Annotated in this window: 20 protein-coding genes and 1 tRNA gene; 12 read left to right on the top strand and 9 right to left on the bottom strand. The window is 56.8% G+C overall.

What is annotated here, in order from left to right:
• Window positions 1–4: 4 nt before the first annotated feature.
• A complete protein-coding gene (locus tag MVB78_RS00980) occupies window positions 5–604 on the bottom strand; it encodes a DUF4443 domain-containing protein (RefSeq protein WP_297486865.1) in 600 nt (199 codons plus the stop codon).
• Between the two features lie 170 nt (window positions 605–774).
• Between MVB78_RS00980 and MVB78_RS00975 the strand changes: the two genes are divergently transcribed.
• The gene (locus MVB78_RS00975; protein ID WP_297486861.1) at window positions 775–3,363 is read left to right on the top strand and encodes a C1 family peptidase; all 2,589 of its coding nucleotides are present in this window, start codon (window positions 775–777) and stop codon (window positions 3,361–3,363) included.
• A gap of 48 nt (window positions 3,364–3,411) precedes the next feature.
• Here the strand turns inward: MVB78_RS00975 and MVB78_RS00970 are convergent, their stop codons facing one another.
• Both MVB78_RS00970 and MVB78_RS00965 read right to left on the bottom strand, forming a co-directional pair.
• Window positions 3,412–4,560 (bottom strand): inositol-3-phosphate synthase, encoded by a 1,149-nt coding sequence (locus MVB78_RS00970; RefSeq protein ID WP_297486858.1) that lies wholly within the window; start codon window positions 4,558–4,560, stop codon window positions 3,412–3,414.
• Between the two features lie 40 nt (window positions 4,561–4,600).
• The gene (locus MVB78_RS00965; RefSeq protein ID WP_297486967.1) at window positions 4,601–5,899 is read right to left on the bottom strand and encodes a bifunctional L-myo-inositol-1-phosphate cytidylyltransferase/CDP-L-myo-inositol myo-inositolphosphotransferase; all 1,299 of its coding nucleotides are present in this window, start codon (window positions 5,897–5,899) and stop codon (window positions 4,601–4,603) included.
• Window positions 5,900–5,997: 98 nt separating this feature from the next.
• Between MVB78_RS00965 and MVB78_RS00960 the strand changes: the two genes are divergently transcribed.
• Both MVB78_RS00960 and MVB78_RS00955 read left to right on the top strand, forming a co-directional pair.
• Complete coding sequence (locus tag MVB78_RS00960) at window positions 5,998–6,684, top strand: TIGR00289 family protein (protein ID WP_297486965.1); 687 nt, start codon at window positions 5,998–6,000, stop codon at window positions 6,682–6,684.
• 30 nt (window positions 6,685–6,714) lie between these two features.
• Window positions 6,715–7,281 carry a DUF998 domain-containing protein gene (locus MVB78_RS00955; RefSeq protein WP_297486855.1) on the top strand — a complete coding sequence of 189 codons (567 nt, stop codon included), beginning with the start codon at window positions 6,715–6,717 and terminating at the stop codon, window positions 7,279–7,281.
• A 33-nt stretch (window positions 7,282–7,314) separates the two neighbouring features.
• Here MVB78_RS00955 and MVB78_RS00950 read toward each other — a convergent pair.
• From MVB78_RS00950 to MVB78_RS00940, 3 genes are all read right to left on the bottom strand, one after another.
• A tRNA-Leu gene (locus MVB78_RS00950) sits at window positions 7,315–7,402 on the bottom strand.
• Between the two features lie 34 nt (window positions 7,403–7,436).
• Complete coding sequence (rpiA, locus tag MVB78_RS00945) at window positions 7,437–8,123, bottom strand: ribose-5-phosphate isomerase RpiA (RefSeq protein ID WP_297486852.1); 687 nt, start codon at window positions 8,121–8,123, stop codon at window positions 7,437–7,439.
• 4 nt (window positions 8,124–8,127) lie between these two features.
• Entirely contained in the window at window positions 8,128–8,490 is a 363-nt protein-coding gene (locus MVB78_RS00940) for a hypothetical protein (protein WP_297486848.1), read from the bottom strand.
• A 151-nt stretch (window positions 8,491–8,641) separates the two neighbouring features.
• Between MVB78_RS00940 and minD (MVB78_RS00935) the strand changes: the two genes are divergently transcribed.
• The 4 genes from minD (MVB78_RS00935) to MVB78_RS00920 all read left to right on the top strand — a co-directional run bounded on the left by minD (MVB78_RS00935) (window position 8,642) and on the right by MVB78_RS00920 (window position 11,577).
• Window positions 8,642–9,421, top strand: a complete 780-nt coding sequence (minD, locus tag MVB78_RS00935) for a cell division ATPase MinD (RefSeq protein ID WP_297486846.1) — start codon at window positions 8,642–8,644, stop codon at window positions 9,419–9,421.
• Window positions 9,421–9,675, top strand: a complete 255-nt coding sequence (locus MVB78_RS00930; protein ID WP_297486843.1) for a hypothetical protein — start codon at window positions 9,421–9,423, stop codon at window positions 9,673–9,675. Before minD (MVB78_RS00935) ends, MVB78_RS00930 begins: the two co-directional genes overlap by 1 nt.
• A gap of 52 nt (window positions 9,676–9,727) precedes the next feature.
• A complete protein-coding gene (locus MVB78_RS00925; RefSeq protein ID WP_297486962.1) occupies window positions 9,728–9,967 on the top strand; it encodes a hypothetical protein in 240 nt (79 codons plus the stop codon).
• Window positions 9,968–10,065: 98 nt separating this feature from the next.
• Window positions 10,066–11,577, top strand: a complete 1,512-nt coding sequence (locus MVB78_RS00920; RefSeq protein ID WP_297486959.1) for an AMP phosphorylase — start codon at window positions 10,066–10,068, stop codon at window positions 11,575–11,577.
• A 23-nt stretch (window positions 11,578–11,600) separates the two neighbouring features.
• Here MVB78_RS00920 and MVB78_RS00915 read toward each other — a convergent pair whose 3' ends face one another.
• Window positions 11,601–11,960, bottom strand: a complete 360-nt coding sequence (locus MVB78_RS00915) for a hypothetical protein (RefSeq protein ID WP_297486840.1) — start codon at window positions 11,958–11,960, stop codon at window positions 11,601–11,603.
• 39 nt (window positions 11,961–11,999) lie between these two features.
• Entirely contained in the window at window positions 12,000–15,590 is a 3,591-nt protein-coding gene (locus tag MVB78_RS00910) for an LAGLIDADG family homing endonuclease (RefSeq protein ID WP_297486954.1), read from the bottom strand.
• A 69-nt stretch (window positions 15,591–15,659) separates the two neighbouring features.
• Between MVB78_RS00910 and minD (MVB78_RS00905) the strand changes: the two genes are divergently transcribed.
• The 3 genes from minD (MVB78_RS00905) (at window position 15,660) to gcvPB (ending at window position 19,421) form a co-directional block, all read left to right on the top strand.
• Window positions 15,660–16,397, top strand: coding sequence for a cell division ATPase MinD (gene minD / locus MVB78_RS00905; protein WP_297486835.1), 738 nt, complete (start codon window positions 15,660–15,662; stop codon window positions 16,395–16,397).
• 143 nt (window positions 16,398–16,540) lie between these two features.
• Window positions 16,541–17,902, top strand: coding sequence for an aminomethyl-transferring glycine dehydrogenase subunit GcvPA (gcvPA, locus tag MVB78_RS00900; protein ID WP_297486832.1), 1,362 nt, complete (start codon window positions 16,541–16,543; stop codon window positions 17,900–17,902).
• 10 nt (window positions 17,903–17,912) lie between these two features.
• A complete protein-coding gene (gene gcvPB / locus MVB78_RS00895) occupies window positions 17,913–19,421 on the top strand; it encodes an aminomethyl-transferring glycine dehydrogenase subunit GcvPB (RefSeq protein WP_297486951.1) in 1,509 nt (502 codons plus the stop codon).
• A gap of 178 nt (window positions 19,422–19,599) precedes the next feature.
• Here the strand turns inward: gcvPB and MVB78_RS00890 are convergent, their stop codons facing one another.
• On the bottom strand, window positions 19,600–19,923 hold the full coding sequence (locus MVB78_RS00890; protein ID WP_297486829.1) for a hypothetical protein: 324 nt from the start codon (window positions 19,921–19,923) through the stop codon (window positions 19,600–19,602).
• 161 nt (window positions 19,924–20,084) lie between these two features.
• On the opposite strand from MVB78_RS00890, the gene MVB78_RS00885 reads away from it, so the two are divergent.
• Both MVB78_RS00885 and MVB78_RS00880 read left to right on the top strand, forming a co-directional pair.
• Window positions 20,085–20,972: an ABC transporter ATP-binding protein gene (locus MVB78_RS00885; protein ID WP_297486949.1), complete on the top strand. Its 888-nt coding sequence runs from the start codon at window positions 20,085–20,087 to the stop codon at window positions 20,970–20,972.
• Entirely contained in the window at window positions 20,969–22,198 is a 1,230-nt protein-coding gene (locus MVB78_RS00880; RefSeq protein ID WP_297486828.1) for an ABC transporter permease, read from the top strand. Before MVB78_RS00885 ends, MVB78_RS00880 begins: the two co-directional genes overlap by 4 nt.
• The last annotated feature ends 27 nt before the right edge of the window (window positions 22,199–22,225 follow it).

Here is a 22,225-nt window from a genome sequence, read left to right as displayed (position 1 = left end):
TCTTTCACCTCACGAGCGATTTTATCTCCTCTGGGAGCTTCTCCCCCTTCAGGAAAAGGGCGACGTGATAGGCGCTCTTCAGGGCTCGCGCCGGGCTGTCGGCCCAGGTGACGACTATAAGGTCTCCCTCTTCGAGGGGCAGTCCCTCAAGCTCCCGCGCGAGCTCCGGCATCGCCTCGCTCAAAGGTCTCCCATCCTCGGGGAAGACTGCCTCCCCCTCTCTGACCACGAGGAGGAGAGCGCCCCTTGCGTGGAACCTTATCGCCTCATCGCGGAGCTCTATGCTCTTGAACTCCCCGGGGTTCCTCACAACGAGGGCGTAGGCAGGCAGTCCCTCGACGCTTCCAACCGGCCTCGCCTCGGAGATGTGCTCTGAAATCCTTCCGACGAGTTCGGTTCCTTTCTCGGTGAGGGCGTGCCCCCTCTGGGTTGAGGATATCAGGCCCAGGCTGAGAAGCTTCTTGAGAAGGGTTCGCACGCTGCCCTCCCCGAGCTCGAGGAACTCCGAAACCGTCTTCCTGCCTGTGGGGATTTGAAGGGCAAAGAGGAGCGCAACGGCATCCTCCATGGTGAACTCCGGGTAGGCTCCCCTTTTCCAGCTCATCGGCTTCCCTCCTAAGGAAGTAGAGGGCCGAGATTATAAACCTTATTGGGGTGCATCCGCGGGGCCCAGGGAGAGCGCGGCGGGATTTCCACCTTCAAGTTGAGAAAGCCTTTTAAATTTTGGAGTGTAAGTGGGTGCTCAGAGGCAGTCCTTGAGGGTTAAGGTGGTTGATGGAGATGAGAAGAGAAGTCATCCCCCTGCTGATCCTGCTGCTCTTATCCGGGGCGGCCTATTCCTCGGCGCAACCTGCCTTTAGTACCGGTGCCGTTGACGTACCCCCCGAGCAGTACTCTGCAATAACGAACTTCCATTTCAAGCCCCTGACCGCGGATAACTACCTTCAACTGATCGAGGCGGCCCCTTCTTACAGTTCCCTGCCGCCGATCCTGAAGGGTGCGCTAATCGCGCTCGCACGGAATGGCCCAAGTGCCTCCCCCTCCATTCCATCCTCGGTCAACAACAGCCTCTACCTGCCTCCAGTAGGCAACCAAGGCTTTATAGGCTCGTGCAACGCTTGGGCATCAACTTATTACGTATGGACGTACATGCTGAGCTGGTTCCGCGGCGAGGAACACCCCAACACCCCCTGGACCGTTATGAACCCAACCTTCACCTACAACCTGATAAACGACGGCCGGGCGACCGACGTCAACGGGGACGGGAGGCTTGACACCTCAGGCACAATAATCGAAGACGCGATGAACCTCATCTCGACAGTTGGGGCCATACCTTACGGGGCCTTCAGGGTTTACAACGGCATTCAGAACGGCAGCTGGGATGGGCCCTGGAACCAGACGTTGGTGAACTGGTACTACAACAACGTCTCCGCCTACAACGACTGGATCCTCAGCGCGATTTCCGTTTGGCCCGGGGAGAGGCAGTGGGCACTTGCACCGGGAAACCGCGGTGACGCCGACATGTACTACTCGGCCTCCCTCGGCGGAAGCCCCCGCTCGGGAGTCGTTTACGTCATCAACATGACGAACGAGACCCAGTTCTCCTACTTGAAGGGACTGCTCGCCACCGGGTACGTGGCAGAGACGTCAATAACGGTCTACGACGACTTCAGAAATTTCAACGGGACGAACGACGTCTACGCCCTCAACGGGAACCACACAGGGAATCCAGGCGGGCATGCGGTGACGATAGTTGGCTACGACGACAACATCACAACCCCCGATGGAAAAGGCGCCCTCCTGATGGTCAACTCCTGGGGGCGCCGCTGGGGGGCAGGGGGCTACTGGTGGCTCACCTACCAGGCCGCAACCGATCCGAACCACAGGCTCTCATCTGGAAGGGCCTACGTCTTCCTCCCGCTGAAGCACCAGCCCTACGAGCCGAGGCTTCTCGCCCTCCTTAGAATCGAGCACCCGAAGAGGGGGGAGGTCATAGGGGGCCTTCTCCCGTTCGACTGCCCCTCTGGCTCCTTCTGCTATCCGCCGCGGGTGAAGGCAGGCTTCGAGGTCGGAAGCGGGAGCTTAGACTCCCCCATCTGGGTCAGGGACTTTTTCAACCTCTACATCGCCTACCACTCCACCCAGTCCGAACTTGGTGAGTACCAGGCCCACCCCTTCCCCGACGAGCCGATAACCCTCGACCTCACGGACAGCCTGAGCGCCCTCTCAAACTCCTCTAAGGTTGACTCTCAGTACGTCCCCTTCTACATCAGGATCGCCGATAAGGATCAGGATGGGGTTACAGGTAGCCTCGACTCGTTCTCAATACTGGTGAACTCAACCTACCTCCACGCCGCCGCCAGTCCGCGGGTGAGCCTTCCCCTCCCAATACCCGAAAACGGGAGCTGGCTTAACGTGAGCGCCGAGGTTCCAGTTCTGGACTACACCGGCTCCACCCCACTCCAGGCGGAGATCATCGGCAACGACTGGGTCTACGTTGAAGTTGGGTCCGTGGTCAACATGAGCGGCGCCCTGCTAAGCTTCGCGGGCCGCTCTTACGCGATGACACTGGATGGCCCCTACCACGCTTTCTACAACGTTACCGGCCTCGATAACGGAACCTACGCCTACAGCGTAACGGTAACGCTGAAGAACGGGAACGAAGTGGTTCTCCCAGAGCGCACCGTCTACGTAAACACCGAGAAAGGCTCCCTAAGCGTCCCGATAGACTCAAGCCAGTGGGAGGACGAAGAAAGCCTTGCCCCAGGGGAGAAGGCCTACATCAACGGGACTTTCGTGTGGAAGGACTTAGAGGATAGCGGAGCCTCGCCCTTCACCGGCAGAGCCTACAACATACGCTCCCTTCAGGTCAGGTACGACCCATCGAGCGGGATGCTCTACATGAAGTTCAATTTAGGGCCTCTCGACGTCCTCGGGAGAGCCCCGGCTCCCCTGCTCAAGGTCTACTTTGACACCAACGGGGATGGAGCGTGGGACTACTACGCGGTGGCCGACCTCGCCAAGGAGGGCGTCTTGAACGGCGTTCCCGCGGTACTCGACCTCTACAACGGCGACGGTGCCCAGGTCGCTACCCCGCAGACTCTCTTCGTCCCGGTCAGGGGGGACTCCTCGGTCTTCATCCAGATCCCTGGGGACGTTCTCTCGATCTCGGGGGGCGAGTCAATCACAGTAAAAGCCGAGCTCTACGAGCACGACGACCTCTACGGCCCACTTGACGAGCTCAACGGAAGCGACGGGAGCGACACGGCAAGCGTTAACCTCCAGCAGGTCCCGCTCTTCTCCAAAGCGGGGATTATCGCGGTGGCTCTCCTGATCATCTTGGCATTGTTCAGAAGGCGCTGAGGCTTCTCTTCATATTTTTCCAAGAGGAAAACAAGAGACTAAAGGAAATCAGAGCCACCTCGGCTTGAGGCCGGCCCACATTCTGACCTTCTCGTGGGCTATTATGCGCGGTATGTTCTTCGCTTCCCTAGGTCCGGGGTTCTTCATATAGAAGGCGTTGACGTCGTAAACAGTTCCGAACTCCCCCCTCTCGACGGCCATCTTCCCGAGCCTGACGAGGTCAACGAGGAGTCCGGCCAAAGCCGGGCTGTCGTTTATCCTCCCTGTAACGACTATCTCATCGTGGGCGCCGTTGAAGCTTATGTACTCGATGTGCATCGCTATGAACTTCTTGTCGTCGAGGGGTTCGAGAAAGCCGGTCGGCTTGATGTAGTGCGGCGCGTTGTAGCCGAGCAGGTCCTCAACGATTGAGCTCTTTGTGAACTCCTTGCTCTTGTTGCGCTCCTTGTCTGTCAAAGCCAAGAAATCCTGGTTGCCGCCTATGTTGAACTGAGCCACGTCGAGGACATAGCGGTTCCTCTGGGCGAGGTGGCTGAGTATGTCAGCGGTGAGCGGTGTCGCGCCGGTGGCGCCGTCGTCGCCGAAGACGACGAGGTTGCTCTCCTTCGCGAGCTCGACGTAGACCGGGTCGTTGGCTATCAAAGTGGGGATGGCGTTTACGAAGGCGGCTCCACCAACTTCCCTGGCGTACTTTGCTGCCGCGTAGACGTAGAGCTGGGTAGCGGTCAGCCTCTCCTTCCTGTTCTCGACGATGGCCTTTTCAAGCTCCTCTCTACTCTCAAAGGGCACGAAAGCTTCTGTGGTACAGACGTTGACAAAGACATCGGGCTTGAGCTCCTTCCACTCGCTCACGAGCCTTTCAACCGCCTCGCTGAGAGTCATCTCGTCGTCGAGGCCAGTCGCTTGAATCGGGAGGTTCCTGAGGCTCCCGAGGTGGACGCCCTTCCTTATGGTTATCCCTCTGAGGCTCTCCGGGGCGTTCCCGTCGTAGAGTCTGACGACCTCGTAGAGATCCCTTCCGACCTTGCTGGAGTCCACGTCGTATGAGCCAACTATCTCTACGTCCTTTATCTTTATCGGGAGCTCGTCCGTCAGTGGAACGCCGTAGGGCTCGAGCTTTCCTGCCTTTATCTTCTCCAATCCACTCGCAAAGATGCTGGCAACGTAGCCCTGTCCGAGTACGACAACCCTTACCATTTTACCACCTCCTTTTCTGGTGTGATATATTTTACAGCAGTTAAATAGTTTTCGATTGAGAAACTTTCTTAGAAATGAAATATGCAGTGATGGCAACTCGAAGGTTCGTTATAAGTGCGAGCAACAGGAACAGGGCCTTTATGGAGGTCTGAACCGGATACAGGAGGAAGAGCATAGTAATGAAGACCCGCTCGTCCCTCTTTCCCGGCAGTTTTCTCAGCGCTGGGATTTCAGAGTAGGCGTCTCTGCAGAAGGCTCCCTTAAACCTTTCCGTGGAGTAGCTTACCATCACCGAGCCGAGTAGCGCCAAAAGGGCAACGGCATACCAGAGCGGTTCCCTCAGCGTCGAATACGCTAAAAAAGCCAGAAAGCTCCCGTCAACGTAGCGGTCGAGGAGGGAATCCACGTAACCGCCGAGTTTGCTCGCCCTCATCTGGGCCCTCGCTAGTTCGCCGTCAACGCCGTCGAGGATTGAGCTCACCTGATAGAGTATTCCGGCGAGGAGAGGGCTAACGAGGGTTAAGATTGCCGAGAGAAGACCGAGGAGGAACGTGAAAGCCGTCATCGCGTTTGGACTTACCCTCTCAACGAGGAGGGAGCTTATCTCGGTTGAGATTTTTCTGTTCAGGTGCCTGCTCACGAAACCATCACCGGTTCCCTTTACCGCGGTTTTGACGAGCATCTTCCCGGCCCTCTTGACGTCTTCCAGCGTATCAACGTCCGTCCATGCAAGGCCGTCCACGAAGGTTACTGGAAGCTTTGCCCTCTCAACAACCTCGCTTAGCGCGTAGTCGCCGTCCCTCTCCTCCTCAAGGGCGGAGGTAACGGCGAATATCCCATCATCGAGGACGAAGAAGCCGGTATCCACTGCGTCCCATTCCTTGAGGTTTTTCCCAATATGTTCAACACGGCCGTTTTTCACTTTCACCTTCGTGGCTTCATCGATGTCAACCCATCCCGGCTTTCTGTCCGCGATGAGGCCTTTTCCCTTTACTGCCCTCTCAACGAAGGCCTCGCTGTAAACGTGGTCGCTCATAACCAGAACGAACCTTCCAGAAACTTTTTCTCCAGCGAGGTGGAGGGAGTGCCCGTTCCCCTTCTCAGGTTCAGGGTTAATTACGAGCTCCGCATCGAAGCCGTGTTTTTCCAGAAACCCGCGGTATAGCGGAGCGTAGCGCTCGTTGGTTACTACCACGAACTTCTTTACACCGTTCCGCTGGAGAAGCGTTATCGTCCTGTAAAGAATCTCTCTCCCGGCTATTCTGAGGAGTCCCTTGGGCTTTCCGCCGAGCCTCGTCCCGAGGCCCGCTGCAAGGACTACTGCCGTTTTGGGAACCATTGGCATCACCTTTTTAAGGCCCTTTGTGGCTTTGGAACTCCGGGGAGAAGTCCAAAATTAAATTAACCTTAAGTAATTTAAAGCTTTCGGTGGTGGAGATGCGCGTTGCCGTCCTGTACTCCGGCGGGAAGGACTCGAACTACGCCCTCTACTGGGCGCTGAAGCAGGGGTTTGAGGTCAAATACCTCGTCTCAATGGTTAGCGAGAGCGAGGAGAGCTACATGTACCACGTGCCGAACATACACCTCACCGAGTTGCAGGCCAAGGCAATAGGAATCCCCCTCGTCAAGGGTTTCACGAGCGGTGAAAAGGAGAAAGAGGTAGAGGACATGAAGGCAGTCCTTGAGGGGCTGAAGGTTGAGGGGATAGTGGCCGGTGCTTTAGCGAGCGAGTACCAGAAGAGGCGCGTGGACAGAGTGGCTAAAGAGCTCGGATTGAGGAGCCTCGCCCCTGCTTGGCACCGCGACCCGGTTGACTACATGAGGGAGATCATCGGGATCTTCGACGTTGTGATAGTTGGCACCGCCGCCTACGGCCTTGATCAGAGCTGGCTCGGCAGGAGGATAGACGAGAAGGCCTTGGATGAGCTGATAAAGCTCCACGAGAAGTACAAGATTCACGTCGCCGGCGAGGGGGGGGAATTCGAGACCTTCGTGAGAGACGCGCCATTTTTCAAAGCCCGAATAGTCTTCGACGAAGTGGAGAAGAAGTGGGACGGGTGCAGCTACTCGGGCGTTTTAGAGGTTAAGATGGCACACCTTGAGCCGAAGGGCAAAGCGTTATAGGATGTTGCGACGATGCACTTCGGTGGTGCCATGAGGAGGTCCCAGCTCTACGCGGGGCTTTTGGCTCCAATCGTGGCCTTCTGCGGCATAGGGGTTGCGGTCTACGTAAACCGCTCCTGGTGGAGGCTCACTGACAACGCGATAAGCGACCTCGGAAAGCTCGGACTGCCCCACAACTGGGTCTTAAACGGCTCGCTCATAGCGACCGCCGTCCTCGGGATCTACTACGCAACCGGCCTCCTTGAGAGGAGCAGAAACGGGGTCGAGCGCGCGGGGGTCTGGATCTTTATCACTGGCCTGGCTTTCTTGGCGGCGATAGGCCTCTTCCCGGAGGGAACATCACCGCACTACTACGTCAGCTGGGCCTTCTTCATAACGGCGGGCCTTGGGTTCCTTATAGCCGGTATTGGGGCTCTAAGCTCAGGAGACCGGTCCTTTGGATGGTTCAGCGTCGCCCTGTTCCTTACCGGATGGGCTTTGGCAACTTGGGCGAAGGCCCACTTCAGGGGCGTCGCCGCTGCCGAGCTCATCGGGGCGGTGACGATAGCCCTCTGGCACTACTCCATGCTCCTCAAAGTGGCTAAGAGCGCCCACTGACGCCCTCTTTAAGCAATCTTCATTCAGAATCGGTGGTGCGGGGGCGGGGATTTGAACCCCGGAACCCCTGCGGGACGGGACCCTGAATCCCGCGCCTTTGACCAGGCTCGGCAACCCCCGCGTCCAGATGAGAGAGGGAGGTGCCACTTATAAATTTAACGTTCGAGCCTCTTAACGCCCTCTTTTCCTCCAACTATCACGACGTCAGCTATATCCGCGAAGATCCCGTTCTCAACCACCCCCGGGATGGTGTTCAGCTCTACCTCCATGTCGAGGGGATCCTCTATCTTGGCGAACCTCGCATCGAGGATGAAGTTTCCGTTTTCGGTGACCACGGGCCCGTCCTTATTTTTGGCCATTCTGAGCTCTGCAGTGGCGTTAAAGATCTCGATTTCCTCAGCAATTGCCCTCCATGCCGCTGGGATGACTTCTATTGGGACGGCCGCCCTTTCACCGAGCCTCGAAACGAGCTTCCCCTCGTCCACGAGGACTATGAACGTGCCAGCCCTGTACTCTATTATCTTCTCCATCGTCAGGGCGGCGCCGCGGCCCTTTATCAGGTTCAGCTCCGGATCGACTTCGTCTGCTCCGTCCACAGCTATGTCTATGGCGTCCGCCTGATCGAGGCTGAGGAGGGGTATGCCGTTCTCTATGGCGAGCAGTCTGGACTGGTAGGAAGTGGGTATGCCGTAGACCTCCAGGCCCTCCTCCCGAACCCTCTTCCCGAGGAGCTCGATGAAGTAGGAGGCGGTCGACCCCGTCCCAAGGCCCACTACCATTTCGTCCTCCACGAACTTTAGGGCCTCCTCCGCGGCCGCCCGCTTCATTGCCTCGACGTCCATGCGATCACCCTCCCGTTGTGTTCAGGGACTGGGCTAAGAGGCTCTGGTTGCTGTAGGGCACCGGACTGAAGTGTATCCCGACGGTGTAAACGAGCATGGTGAAGTAGAGCCAGAACAGGAGCCAGCCCCAGAAAGCCTTCTTCAGAACCGCCCCCCGGAGCTTTGCTTTTTCGACTTCCCTGAGGTCCTCGGGCAGCTTCCCACCCATCAGGCGCAGCACGAAGGCGTCCGTCAGGAAGTACATGAGGGCCCCCACTATCCATGCGGGCTTTGAGTAAAGCGCGAGCCAGCCGCTTACCACCCCTGAAATCGTTCCCCAGAGGTAAACCAAGAGTGCGAACTTGTTGTCCTCTCTCACCCTTTCCACCCAAGATAGCTCAAACCTTCGCTTTAAAACCTTTGCCGGTTTTTCAATCTTTCCAGACCACAAAAGATAAAAGCCATTGTAACTTATGACTGCTATGGTGCACAGTATCGGCTATTACCTGGAATCACAATCAATACGGGAGGTGTAGCTCTTGGAGGGCCGTTCGATAGTTTTTGCCTCTGGAAAAGGGGGTACGGGTAAAACCACGACGGTAGCGAACCTCGGAGTTGCTCTGGCTCAGTTCGGCAAGGAAGTGATTCTAATCGATGCGGATATTACGATGGCCAACCTGAGCCTCGTCCTCGGGATGGAGGACATACCGATAACGCTCCACGACGTCTTAGCAAGGGAAGCGGATCTCAAGGACGCCATCTACGAGGGACCGGCCGGGGTTAAGGTCATACCCGGCGGTCTGAGCCTTGAGAAGATAAAGAAGGCCAAGCCAGAGAGGCTCAGGGAGGTTATAAGGGACATAAGTCAGATGGCGGACTTCATCCTCATAGACGCGCCGGCGGGCCTTGAGATGACGTCGGTCACGGCGCTTCTCATAGGGAAGGAGCTCATAATAGTCACAAACCCCGAGATATCCGCTATCACGGACTCCCTGAAGACGAAGCTCATAGCCGAGAAGCTCGGAACCCTGCCCCTCGGTGCCATACTCAACAGGGTCACCAACGAGAAGACCGAGCTCACCCAGGAGGAGATCGAGGCCATCCTCGAGGTGCCGGTGCTCGCGGTGATCCCGGAGGACCCGGAGGTTAAGCGCGCCTCGGCCTACGGCGTCCCCCTCGTCATCAAGAACCCGACAAGTCCCGCCGCCATCGCCATCAAACAGCTCGCGGCCAAGCTGGCAGGTATCAAATGGGAGCCTCCTCAGCCGGAAAGCCCGATAAAGAGGGTTTTCAAAGCTATATTCGGAGGAAAGAGGTGATGGGGATGCAGGCTATTGTGTGGGCAGCGATCCTCATCGTCCTGCTGTTCACCAACATAATATTCCTGATGCTCTACATCTCGGCAAAGAAGAACCCCTACTACGTTGTCTACGACGAGGAGACCAAATCCGCCTTAAAGCGGCGCGTCACCAACCTCAAGGAGGAGCTTGAGGAGGAGCTCGTGGACTTCGACGTGGACGAGTGGGAGAAGGAGCTCGAAAGCAGCATCGACGAGGAGGTCAAGAACCTCTGATCCCGCGTTAAATTTTTAAGTTACATTTTGTTCTTTAATCTGGGTGGGCGCCATGGTGCTCAGGCTGGCCTACCCGGATAGGGTGGTCATCGTCGAAGGTGGTGAAGTGCTCGTCTTCGACGGGAGGCTCCACAGCGCCCCCCTTGAAGATGTCCTGCGGAGCGCCCATGGAAGCTCTGCCCCCCTTCCCCCCGAGGTCAGAGAGGTGGCTGGGGACGTTGTACGCGCGTTGACTGGCCAGAGCCGGGTCCGCGGCGGTTCGAGAAATCCGCTGAAGGGCCTCGCATGCTGACTCTTCTTTTCTTGGGTTGATACTTGGCCCGTCCGTTTGCGAAGAAGTTATAAAACCCCCTCACCTATTTACCTGATACCCACTTTGGGGGGATGAGAATGAAGGCGAAGGTTAGGATACTGGATGTGTACAGCGGTCGGTATTCGGTCTTTATAAACGAGGAGGAGGCAAGGAAGGCGAAACTGCACCCAGACGACCTCGTCAGGATAGAGTCTGGGAAGAAAGTAGCCTACGGAAGCCTCGTGGTGAGCAACCTTGTGAAGCCAGGAGAGGTCGGGATAAGCAGGGACATGCTCGACCTCCACAACCTATCGGAGGGGGAGTCAGTCCTCGTGCTTCCAGGGGGGCAGCCGGAGAGCGTCAGGTACATAAAGAAGAAGATGCACGGGGAGAAGCTCAGGAAGGTTGAGATAGAGGCCATAGTCAGGGACATCGTGGACAGAAAGCTCAGGGACATTGAAATAAGCTCTTTCGTAACCTCCCTTGAGATAAACGGCCTGGACATGGACGAGATAGCGGCTTTAACCATAGCGATGGCTGAGACGGGCGACATGCTCGACATAGACAGGAAGCCTATAATGGACGTCCACAGCATAGGCGGCGTCCCCGGCAACAAGACAAACATCCTCGTCGTGCCCATAGTGGCTGCCGCCGGCCTGACGATACCTAAGACGAGTTCGAGGGCGATAACCAGCGCCGCTGGAACCGCCGATGTGGTTGAGGTCTTCGCCAACGTCAGCTTTGAGCTCGACGAGATAAAGAGGATAGTCGAGAAAGTGGGAGCCTGCCTCGTCTGGGGAGGGGCTTTGAACCTCGCCCCCGCCGACGACATAACGATAAAATCGGAGCGTGCGCTGAGCGTTGACCCGACCGGTTTGATGCTCGCGAGCATAATGTCAAAGAAGTACGCGATGGGCAGCCAGTACGTCCTCATAGACATCCCCACAGGGAAAGGGGTTAAGGTCGAGACCGTTGACCAGGCGAGGGCCCTCTCAAGGGACTTCATAGAGCTCGGGAAGAGGCTCGGCCAGTACGTTGAGGTCGCGATAACCTACGGTGGCCAGCCGATAGGACACACCGTTGGGCCTGCACTTGAAGCCAGGGAAGCCCTTTCCGCCCTCCAGACTGGCAAAGGGCCGGGGAGTCTCATAGAGAAGGCCACGGGCCTGGCAGGGATCCTCCTTGAGATGGGCGGAGTTGCCCCGACTGGAATGGGAAAGAAGATGGCGAGGGAGATCCTTGAGAGCGGGAAGGCGTGGGAGAAGATGAAGGAGATAATAGAGGCCCAGGGCGGCAACCCGGAGGTAAAGCCGGAGGAGATACCGATTGGCGACAAGACCTACACCTTCACTGCCTCCACGAGCGGCTACGTAACCGGGATAGACAACAGGGGAATAACGGGCATAGCGAAGGCCGCGGGGGCACCCGAGGACAAGGGGGCCGGGATCGAGCTGTACGTCAAAGTCGGCGAGAAGGTCAAGGAAGGGGATCCCCTCTTTACAATCCACGCGGAGAGCGAGGCGAGGCTCGACCAGGCCATAGTGCAGGCCAGGAGAACCGAGCCCATAAGGATAGAGGGGATGGTTCTCCAGAGGATTGGAAATATCTGATTCCCTCTTTTTTTACCGTACCCTTAGCAGTTCGCTAACTCCTTTACGATGCAGTAGATGTCCCTCTCGAACTCAAGGACGGAGCAGCGGTTGCCCGCGATTTTTCCACAGTTCTCTCCCATCAGCTTTACGTGGACTATTAGATCCCCGCCTTCGCCCTTCAGGGTGTACCTGCGGTAGAGCGCGGTGCAATCGTCGCCCTCCGGTTCCTCAACGGACTTAACCTGGAACTCGGCCTTCAGAACGCGGTCGATGCCGTTCACGACCTCCATGGATGTGTCGTAGCTGCCGCCCCCGATGACGATAGGGACGCAGACGTGCTCAATGTCGTGCTTACCGAACTTGTGAAAGCTCTCCGGGATGACAACGACGTTGTACCCCATGCTATCACCCAATTAAAATTGATGGGGAGCTTAAAAAGATTAAGTGCTCGCCCACACCTCTATCCCGGCCTCTATGAGCTTCTTGAGCTCCCTGCCTATGGGGGTGCTCTTGCTGACCTTGACTATCCCCTTCTTGCTCGGTGCGGCCGTGAAGACGTACTGCTCGCCCCCGTAGAACTTCAGGGGCTTCCTCGCGTAGTCGGCGGGGACACGCAGTACTAAGGTCTTTTTCTTCTCCTCAACCTCCACTGGGATCTTTTCCTTCGGCTTCCCCGCCTCCCTCTCTTCAAAGCTCTTGACGTCAATGCTTATCCCTATCCTCTTTTCCAGCTCTGTGATGCGCTTCCCCCTCTTCCCTATTATGGTTGGGATGTCGAACTCATCGGCGTACACAACGGCCTTGTGCGGGCTCACTATCTCGACCTCCGTGTGGACGTCCGGCAGGAACTTCTTTATCTCCTGCTTGAGCCTCTTCTCGGCGAGTTTTAGGGCGGGGGCTTTCTTCGCTGCCCTCACCGGGACGACGCTGACTTCCTCGCCGTAGGTGTATATCTCGTACTCAAGCTCCCCCGTTTCAAAATCGCGGACCTCTATGACAGGCCTCGCGAGATCCTCCTCCCTCATCCCGCTCGGAACCTTGACGAGGTACTCTAAGGTTAGGACCTTGCTCACCTTCCCCCCCTTGATGAATATCACCGTGTCGACGACCTGGGGTATCATGCCAAGCTCGACCCTCCCGATCAGCCTCTGAACCGCGTCTATCGGCTTGGTTGCGTGGACAACCCCAATCATGCCAACCCCGGCCAATCTTAAATCGGAGTATATCTTGAAATCGTTCGTTTTCCTCATCTCGTCGAATATCGTGTAGTCGGGCCTGACCAGGAGGAGCAGGTCCCCTGTCAGCTCCATCTTTCCGTTCAAGGCCGTGTACTGGGTTATCTCCTCGCTCACCTGCAGGTCGCGCGGCTTCTCCATCGTCTTCACGATCTTGCCCATACCCGCGTACCACTCCGCTAAAGCCTGGGCGAAGGTGGAGTTGTGCACAATGACTGGAGCAAAGCCGGCCATGAAGTTGTGGTTGGGCACTGTTATGTCGTAGACCTCAAAGCCCCCTTCGATGACATCTACGGACTCAACCCCGTCCCACAGGATGTTAGGGTCGAGCATAACCCTCAGATGAGCTAAGTGCTCCTCGATGAGCTCGGCCCTGTGGTAGTACTCGGCAGCTACGTCCTCAATGACCTTAGCCAGACGCTCGACGTCGATTTCTGCCCCCCTCAGGAAAAAGCTGACCATTGACTGGGAAACAGCCTTTTGGAAGTTCTGGCCAAGGAAAGCAAAAGCAACGCTCAGGAGTTTTCTAACTTCAGCCGTTAGCTCATTCCATACCCTTGCCTCTTCAGCCAAAAGACCCGTTTCGGATGAAAAGGCGGAGAGCAGCTTGGCTATCGCCGATGGCATTGGCGTTCTCTCCCCTTTGAGCCACTTTGGAGGTGCGCTCGAATCCATACTGTGGCGGCGATAGAAGTCGTTGGAGACCCTCTCGTTGATGAACTTCACGAGCTCCCTCCAGCGGGATAGCTGTCCGGCGTAGCCCATAAGCTTCTTTATGGATCCCTCAAACGATGCGTACCCCCGGTAAAGAGTTAAGAAGTCTTCGTACACTTTCGAGAGCCTCCTCCTGGAATAGCTGTTCTTGTTCGCATCCTCGATTCTCCTGCCGGTCAGGATTCCAAGGGCCCTAACGAGCTCTCCAGCGGGGATAGCGTCGAGGTTCAGGCCTGAAGCCCTCTCAAGGCGCTCGTTAAAGCCTTCGACCTTGAACTTAGGTTTTACGGTCTCGTAGAACCTCCTGATTGACTCCGAATCCCTGATGAGGACGCGGTAGTAGGGCCTTCCCCTTACCTTCTTTTCCCTGACGATTGAAGGTATCCCGAGCCTGAGGAGGAGGTACTGCAGGCCGAGGGCGAAATCCCGACTGGCAGTGGCTATTTCGACCTCTTTTCCTATGCAACCGTTCCCCTCAAAAACTCCCCGGAGGAACGCGGCTATATTTCTCTCGTCGGCCCTCATCACTATTTCCGGAACCCTTATCGAGTGCGCCTTTCTCTTTTCGGGGTATCCGAGTGCCCTAAGGAGTTTTTCTATCGTCTTGGAGTTCCTGACCCTGAGCCTTCCGGGTGCCGCAAAGTAGAACTCGCCCTCAGAGACGCCGAACGTTTTCGAGACGAGTTCCTTAAAGCGCTCTATCAACATCTCATCGAAGCTGTTGAACTCGAAGTTGCTTCCCGAACCCTTGGCCCACATCAGCCCCAAGAACTCAAAGAAGTCCTCGTTTGCCTCAATGTAAGGCGGCATCTCCCTCGAAGCCCTGTGGTTCTTTCCCATGTAGAAGACCGACTCCACTTCCTCGGGCTTAGCCTCATTCAAAGGAATCTTTCTTCCGTCCATCGTTTTGGCGAAGAAGCCCTCACTAACGAGCTCCCCAACCCACAGCTTGTCCGGAAGGCTGCTCCTCACGGCTATTCTCCTGGGCACTGCTATAACCGAGCCCTCTCCGAGCTTCCCTGCGTCACTCCAGACAACAAAACCGCCCTTTATGGTCAGGACTGGGTGGTTTGGACTGAGGGATATCTCCCTCCCCGTGGAGGTTCTAATCCTCACCATGAACTTTTCAGACCTTTTGTAGACCCTGAGAACGGGCTGGGCCTCAAGTCTCTCGTGTGCAAGGGTTACCACCTTCATACCCGGCTTTACATCCCTGATCTGGACGAACGAACCGTCTTCGAGCAGTACTGGTGTTTCGGGGGGTAAGCACTTGCCCTCACCTGGCGCGCCAGCGATCAAAATGCCCTCCGCCTTGCTCTTGAGCCTCTCCAAAAGCTTCTCGCTCAGCTTGTAGTCCTCTATGCCCAGCTTCACTACGGGCCTCACCGCTGTTATCTCCACCCCGTCGGCGAAGGGGGGACGGGCTATGACTATGCGGTAGTTCCTGAGCTGAACGACGGTTGCCCCGGGTTCGTCCATCTCTATGAAGCTCTCTGGGTCCCGCTTTGCCCTCTCCACTATGTCGTCCGCTATCTCCTCGATCTCCTCACTCCTGAGGGCTTCGTTTCCTATTCTGACGAGCTTCCACTCTCCCGGTCTGCCTTTCTTGGCGAGTGGCACCACCCCGGCCTTCAGGTGGACGCTCATCGTCTCCTCGTCGAAGAAGTCCTCAAGGCGGTGCCTTATCTCCTTCCTCGCGGTCAGGTATATGACGCCTATACCCTTGGCCGCGGCGATATCGCGCTGAACCTGATCCCCGGTGATGAGGGTTGCTTTGAGCTCCCTCGCGGTCTCGCGCACCATGTTGTCAATCTCGCCAGCTGTTGCCCGCCTTATCTGCCAGAGCTCCGGCCTCTCACCGTAAAACTCTAAGAGGATGTCACCCCGATCCGCCATGGAGCGGAGCTTTTTCAATTCCTCAAGGCCTGTGTGGCCTATTGCCTTCCCCTCGTTGGCCTGATGTTCTATCTCTGCCACGACGGCCTCCGGAACGACGACCTTCACCCTCTCGTTCATCGTTGAGAGGAACTGCGTCAGGCGGCCGTCAACTATCACGCTCGTATCGGGGACGAAAACCTTCATCTCTCCCACCAAGTTGAGCCTTGGCTAAAGGTTCATAAAGGTTTAGGAAAAATAGGATGGGGTGGAATGATGGGCCGGCTCATCTCGATAGCCTCCGGGAAGGGTGGAACCGGGAAGACAACGACAACCGCCAACCTCTCGATAGCCCTCGGGAAGATGGGCAAGAAGGTCCTCGCGGTGGACGCCGACCTGACTATGGCGAACCTCAGCCTCGTCATGGGCATAGACGACGCCGAGACGACCATACACGACGTGCTCGCGGGCGATGCGGACATTGAGGGCTCCATCTACCACACCAGCTATGAAAACGTTGATCTAATCCCGGCTGCCATAGACTGGGAGCACGTCCGGAAGGCTGACCCGAGGAAGCTCCCGGGCACGATAAAACCCCTGAGGGGAGATTACGACTTCGTTATCATCGACTGCCCCGCAGGGCTCCAGATGGACGCTATGAACGCGATGCTCAGTGGCGACGAGGTGATCCTGATAACCAACCCTGAGATATCCTGCATAACCGACACCATGAAGGTTGGTATAGTCCTCAAAAAGGCAGGGCTTGCCGTCCTCGGCTTTGTTCTCAACCGCTACGGCAGGACTGACAACGACATACCCCCCGATGCCGCGGAAGACGTGATGGAGCTCCCCCTTCTCGTGGTGGTTCCTGAGGATCCGAAGGTCAGGGAGGCCACGCTTGAGGGCGTTCCGGTGGTTGAATACGACCCCGACTCAGAGGGCGCCAAGGCCTTTATGAAACTCGCCGAGGAGGTGCTCAAGATAGCGGGGCTCAAGGCGCGGGTCATGTATTGAACCGCCTGAGGCAGAGCTCCCGATTTCTCCAGGGTCGCTTTAGTTTCGATGCCGCGGGGCGATTTTTCAGGCGGGGGCACAAAGCATATATTCTCCCGGGCTGACTTTCAATGAGCATCTTAAAGCTCAGAGGGTGATGGGTAATGGGCAAACACTACCTTCCAAACCTCCCCCAGATGGAGGAGATGCTCCGGGAAATCGGCTTTTCTTCAATCGATGACCTGTTCTCCGATGTCCCTGAGGGAATGGTCAAGGAGTTCGATCTGCCGGAGGGCAAGAGCGAGTACGAGGTCTTCACCGAGATGAATGAAATCCTGAGCAGGAACAAGACAGTCCTTGATATGCCGAGCTTTCTCGGGGCTGGAGCGTACTTCCACTACGTTCCGGCTCACGTTAAGTACCTCATCGAGAGGAGCGAGTTCCTAACCGCTTACACCCCCTACCAGCCGGAGATAAGCCAGGGCATGCTCCAGGCCCTCTTCGAATACCAGAGTATGATGGCCGAGCTCTACGGTTTGCCGGTTGTCAACTCCTCGATGTACGACTGGGGAAGCGCCATAGCGGAAGCGGCTTTAATGACGGTCAGACTCCACAAGGGAAAGAGGAAGCGCTTCGTTATTCCAAAGGCCCTCAGTCCTGAAAGGAAGGCTGTCATAAGGACGTATACAAGAGGAGCGGGCCTTGAGATTGTAGAAGTTCCTTGGGACGAGAAGGGCCGGCTTGACCTTGAAGCTCTCAAGAACGTGGTTGAAGACGCGGCCGGTGTCTACGTTGAGATGAGCAACTTCTTCGGCCTGGTCGAGGAGAACGTGAGAGAGGTAGGTGAGATAGCGCACGATGCGGGGGCTTACTTCGTGGTCGGTGCAGACCCGACGATGCTCGGGATTTTTGAGGCACCGGGAGAGCTCGGAGCAGACATAGCGGTTGGGGAGGCCTCTTTCCTTGGGAGTCCGATGAACTTCGGCGGGCCCAGGGCCGGGGTCTTCGCCGTCAGGAACGACAGAAAGCTGGTAAGGCAGATGCCCGGCAGGATAATCGGCATGACGAAAGACGCCGACGGAAGGAGGGCCTTCGTGATGACCCTGCAAACGAGGGAGCAGCACATCAGGCGGGCAAAGGCGACATCGAACATCTGCTCGAACGAGGCTTTGGTCGCGGTCGCTTCTGCTATACACCTGGCCAGCCTCGGGCCGAAGGGACTGAGGGAGCTCGGTGAGGTCATACTCAAGAACACCTCCTATCTGAGGAAGCGCCTTTCTGAGGTTGCAGAGGTTCCCTTTGATGGGCTCTACTTTAAGGACGTGCCGGTTCGCTTCGACGTCCCATACGACGTCATCCACGAGAGACTCCTTGAGAGGGGAGTACACGGCGGCTACTACATAGGCGGGCACTTCCCGGAGCTCGGGGAGACGGCGCTCTTCGCGGCAACCGAAACGACGAGAAAGGAGTGGGTTGACGGCCTTATCAAGGCTCTCGGAGAGATAATAGGCGAGGCAGAGGTGTGAGGTGGTGGAGATGTTCATGCAGGCAAAATGGGACGAACCCCTTATCTTCGAGCTCTCCCGCCCGGGAAGGGTCGGGTATACACTTCCGAAGCCGATTGAAGACGTAGAAGTCGAGATCCCCGAGAAGCTGAGGAGGAAGAGCAGGCTCGACCTTCCCGAGCTGAGCGAGCCCGAGGTAGTCAAGCACTATACAAGGCTGAGCGAGATGAACTACGGCGTTGACTCCGGGATTTATCCCCTCGGTTCATGCACCATGAAGTACAACCCCAAGATAAACGAGGAGATAGCCTCTCACCCCGGCGTGGCCTACGTCCACCCATATCAGGACGAGAGGACAGTCCAGGGAGCGCTGAAGATAATGTGGGAGCTGGAGGGATGGCTGAGGGAGATAACAGGTATGGACCGCTTCACGCTCCAGCCTTCCGCCGGGGCCCACGGTGAGTTCACAGGTGTGAGCATAATAAGGGCATACCACCTCGACCGCGGCGACACTCAGAGGACGGAGATGATCGTTCCTGATTCAGCCCACGGGACGAATCCTGCTTCCTCGGCGATGGCGGGTTTCAGGGTCGTTGAAATACCTTCGAACGAGAACGGAACCGTTGATTTGGAGGCCCTTGAGAACGCCGTGAGCGAGAGAACCGCTGGGCTGATGCTCACCAACCCCAACACCCTCGGCATCTTCGAGGACGAGATACTCGAGATAGCGGAGATAGTCCACAAAGCTGGAGGCCTGCTCTACTACGACGGCGCAAACCTAAACGCCCTCCTCGGGAAGGCGAGGCCGGGGGACATGGGCTTCGACGTCGTCCACCTCAACCTCCACAAGACCTTCTCAACCCCGCACGGCGGGGGAGGCCCTGGAAGCGGGCCCGTCGGCGTCAAGGACTTCCTCAAGGACTACCTCCCAGTCCCGCTGGTGGGCTATGACGAGGAGAACGACCGCTATTACTTAGACTACGACGTGCCAAAGAGCATCGGCAAGGTGAAGGAGTTCTACGGCAACTTCGCCGTCCTCGTCAAGGCCCTCACCTACCTCAAGATCTTGGGGAGGGAAGGGCTAAGGAACACGAGCGAGGTGGCGGTGCTAAACGCCAACTACATAACGAGAAAGCTGAAAGGAACCAGAGGTTACGAGCTGCCTGGTAAGGAGCTGAGGAAGCACGAGACCGTCTTCTCGGCCGAGCCCATGAAGAAGGAAACCGGCGTCAAGGCCCTTGATATAGCGAAGAGGCTCCTCGACCTTGGAATGCACGCGCCAACTATTTACTTCCCGCTGATAGTGCACGAGGCCCTGATGATAGAGCCGACCGAGTCGGCGAGCAGGGAGGAGCTCGACGCCTACGTAGATGCGTTAAAGAGGATAAGCGAGGAGGCCTACAGCGATCCGGAGCTGGTTAAGGGCGCGCCCCACAGCACCGCCGTCAGAAGGGTGGACGACGTCTTAGCGGTCAAGAGGCCAGTAATCAGCTGGCGCATGTACCGCGAGCTGAAGGAGAGGGGCGGGATCGACATCTAATCCCCCTTCCCTTTTGGGTCCGCCAGTGCCAGTCTCATCATCCATCAGACCGGTAAACGCTCTTCATCCCCTCCGCCGTTTCGGAGGTTGATTTTTAAAAGGTTCCCCCTATCCAGGAGGGGCCGATGACGAGCGTTAGCCACGCTGACCGGTGAGGAGAAGAGGGTTAGCCGAGGCCTCAGTAGAGCTTCCCTCCCTCCTCCCTAAGCTTTTCGCGCTCCCTTTCAAGCTTCTTCTTGTCCTCAAAGACCTTGGCCCTGTAGTGGTAGCCCACCCTGCTCGCTATCGTTGTGAGGGTGTTCATGAACCTGCCGAAGTAGGCGGCTATTACGCTGGCGATCACAAGGATGAGCAGGAACGTCAGCAGCTCCTCCCTCGTAAAGTGCCCCATCTTTACGAGGTTGTAGCCCAAGAGTGCGAAGATGCCGACTATAGACCCGGCTCCCAAAACTATCAGGAGAACTGTGTAGCCGTACCTCTCCATAAAGAGGTCGAAGTCCATTCTATCACCGGATTATCATTCACCGTGGGATATTTATGCTTTTTGGGAGAATAACAACAGGGGGTCGTCCATCTTAAGTTTCTCTATCCTGTTTACTCTGAATTCCAGAGTTTCACGGGGCTTTATATCCTTTGGGAGCGTAGTGTATAGTGGTGAAGTTGATGAGGGCCATTGAAGTTAGGGGCCTGAGGAAGAGCTACGGGAACTTCATTGCGCTCAACGGAATAAACCTCGACGTCGATGAGGGGGAGGTGTTCGCGCTCCTCGGGCCCAACGGTGCCGGAAAAACAACGCTCATAAGGATCCTCGCCGAGGGACTCTCCTACGACTCAGGCGAGATAAGGGTCTTTGGGGAATCCCTCTCAAAGAAGACCGCCCGTCTCATCGGCTATGCCCCCCAGGAGAGTTTGGCCTACGACGACCTGACAGTCAGGGAAAACCTTGAGTTCTACGCCGACCTCTACGACGTCCCTGGAAAGAGGGTGGACGAGCTCATCGAGAGGTTTAAGCTCCCGGCCAAAAAGAAGGCTAAGGAGCTGAGCGGTGGCTTCAAAAAGAGGTTGAACCTCGCGGTTGCCCTCCTCTACGACCCGAGGGTACTGGTTCTCGACGAGCCTTCAACAGGCCTTGACGTGCCCTCTAAAAGGGAGCTGTGGGAGCTGATAAAGGAGTTTAGAGAGGAGGGGAAAACTGTTCTGCTGGCGACTCATTACATGGAGGAGGCGGAAGCTTTGGCCGACAGGGTGGCGATAATGAACGAGGGGCAGGTGATAGCGGTCGGAACCCCCGAGGAGCTCAAAAGGCTCGCTGGCAACGAGAGCGTTATCCACGTCGAGGGGATTCTTCGGGGAACTGAGGCAATACTCAGGGAGTTCAGGGCCATAGAGAGGGAAAACGTTCTCAGGGTCTCCGTTGAGGATGCAAGAAAGGCACTGCCTAAAGTAGTCGAGGCCCTAGTGGAGGGCGGGAGCGAGATCAGGAGTATTCGGATTGAGGAGCCGAGCCTTGAGGACGTGTTCCTCAAGCTGACCGGGAGGGGATTGGAATGAAGGCGAGGGCCGTTAAGGGCATAGTCGTGAAGGACTTGAGGGAGACGAGAAGGGACAGAATGGCCGTGTTCTGGATATTCGTCTTCCCGCTCATGTGGGTGACCCTGCTCGGGGCCATATGGGGCGGTTCGAGTCCCCCGGTGGTGGTTCACGTTGGGGCAGTTTACTTCAACGAGAGCGCCCCCTTCACGGCGTCAACGCTGATCGGCATAATGGAGAACGTGAGCGTTGACGGCCAGAGGATTTTCCGCATAACCAGGTATCCAGACGAGAGCGCCGGACTGAAAGCCGTAAAAGCAGGAAGGGTTGACGTTCTGTTGCTTTTCCCTCAGGGATTCGGTGAGAACGTGAGCAGTGGTTTACAGGGAAAGGTTTACGCTTACTTCGACAGGAGCGACCCCCAGAAGTACCAGATAGCGAGCGGGGTCGTGAAGGGCTTCTTCTCGGAGTTCGAGAGGGAAATGGCCTACAGAAAGCTCAACATCACTCTCGGATACGTTGAAGCTTATCTGCCAAAGAACCTCTCCGCAAACCTCTCGCCTTCCATGCTAAGGGCGTACATGATGGGGCTGATAGACCCCATAAGCCTCAGGGAGGAGGCGGTCAAGGGGGAGAGGCCATCACCGATAAAGTTCTACGTGACGAGCTTCATAGGCATCCAGTTCCTATTCGCAACGATGCTGACGGTTTCGAACCTTCTATTCGAGGAGATCGAGAAGGGAACGCTGAGGAGGATCGCCGCCTCACCCGCCACCGCCTGGGACTTCCTCGTGGGCAAGATGCTCTCGACCTTCATAGTGATAACGGCGAGCATACTGATAGGGATAGGCTACTCCAAGGCGGTGTTTAAGGAGACTGTCTTCCCCGGCCCCACGGGATGGCTCATAATAGCTCTTTCAGCGGTCTTCTCGATGAGCCTGGGTCTGGCGATAGCGATGGGAACAAGGAGCATGAAGGCAACGAACGCCCTCGTGAACCTGCTCTCGATGCCCCTGCTCTTCTTAGCTGCCATAGTCATTCCAGAAAGCATACTGCCCAGGTGGGCGAGGCCGATAGCGGACTACTTCCCGCTCGGCACGGCAGTCAAGGATCTCCGGCTCCTGGAGATCTACCACAGGCCTCCGAGTGAGGTCTTTCCGGATGTCGTGTGGATTGCAATAAACTCCCTGGTGATGCTCCTGATAGTGGTGCTCCTGTACAACTGGGCAATTAAGAGGCTCCAGTGACCTTTTTCACCCCAATAAAAGGACTTG

Source organism: Thermococcus sp. (assembly GCF_026991495.1).
GTDB lineage: Archaea > Methanobacteriota_B > Thermococci > Thermococcales > Thermococcaceae > Thermococcus.
The sequence above is the reverse complement of the archived record's forward strand: the minus strand, read 5'-3'. Positions and strand labels throughout refer to the sequence as shown.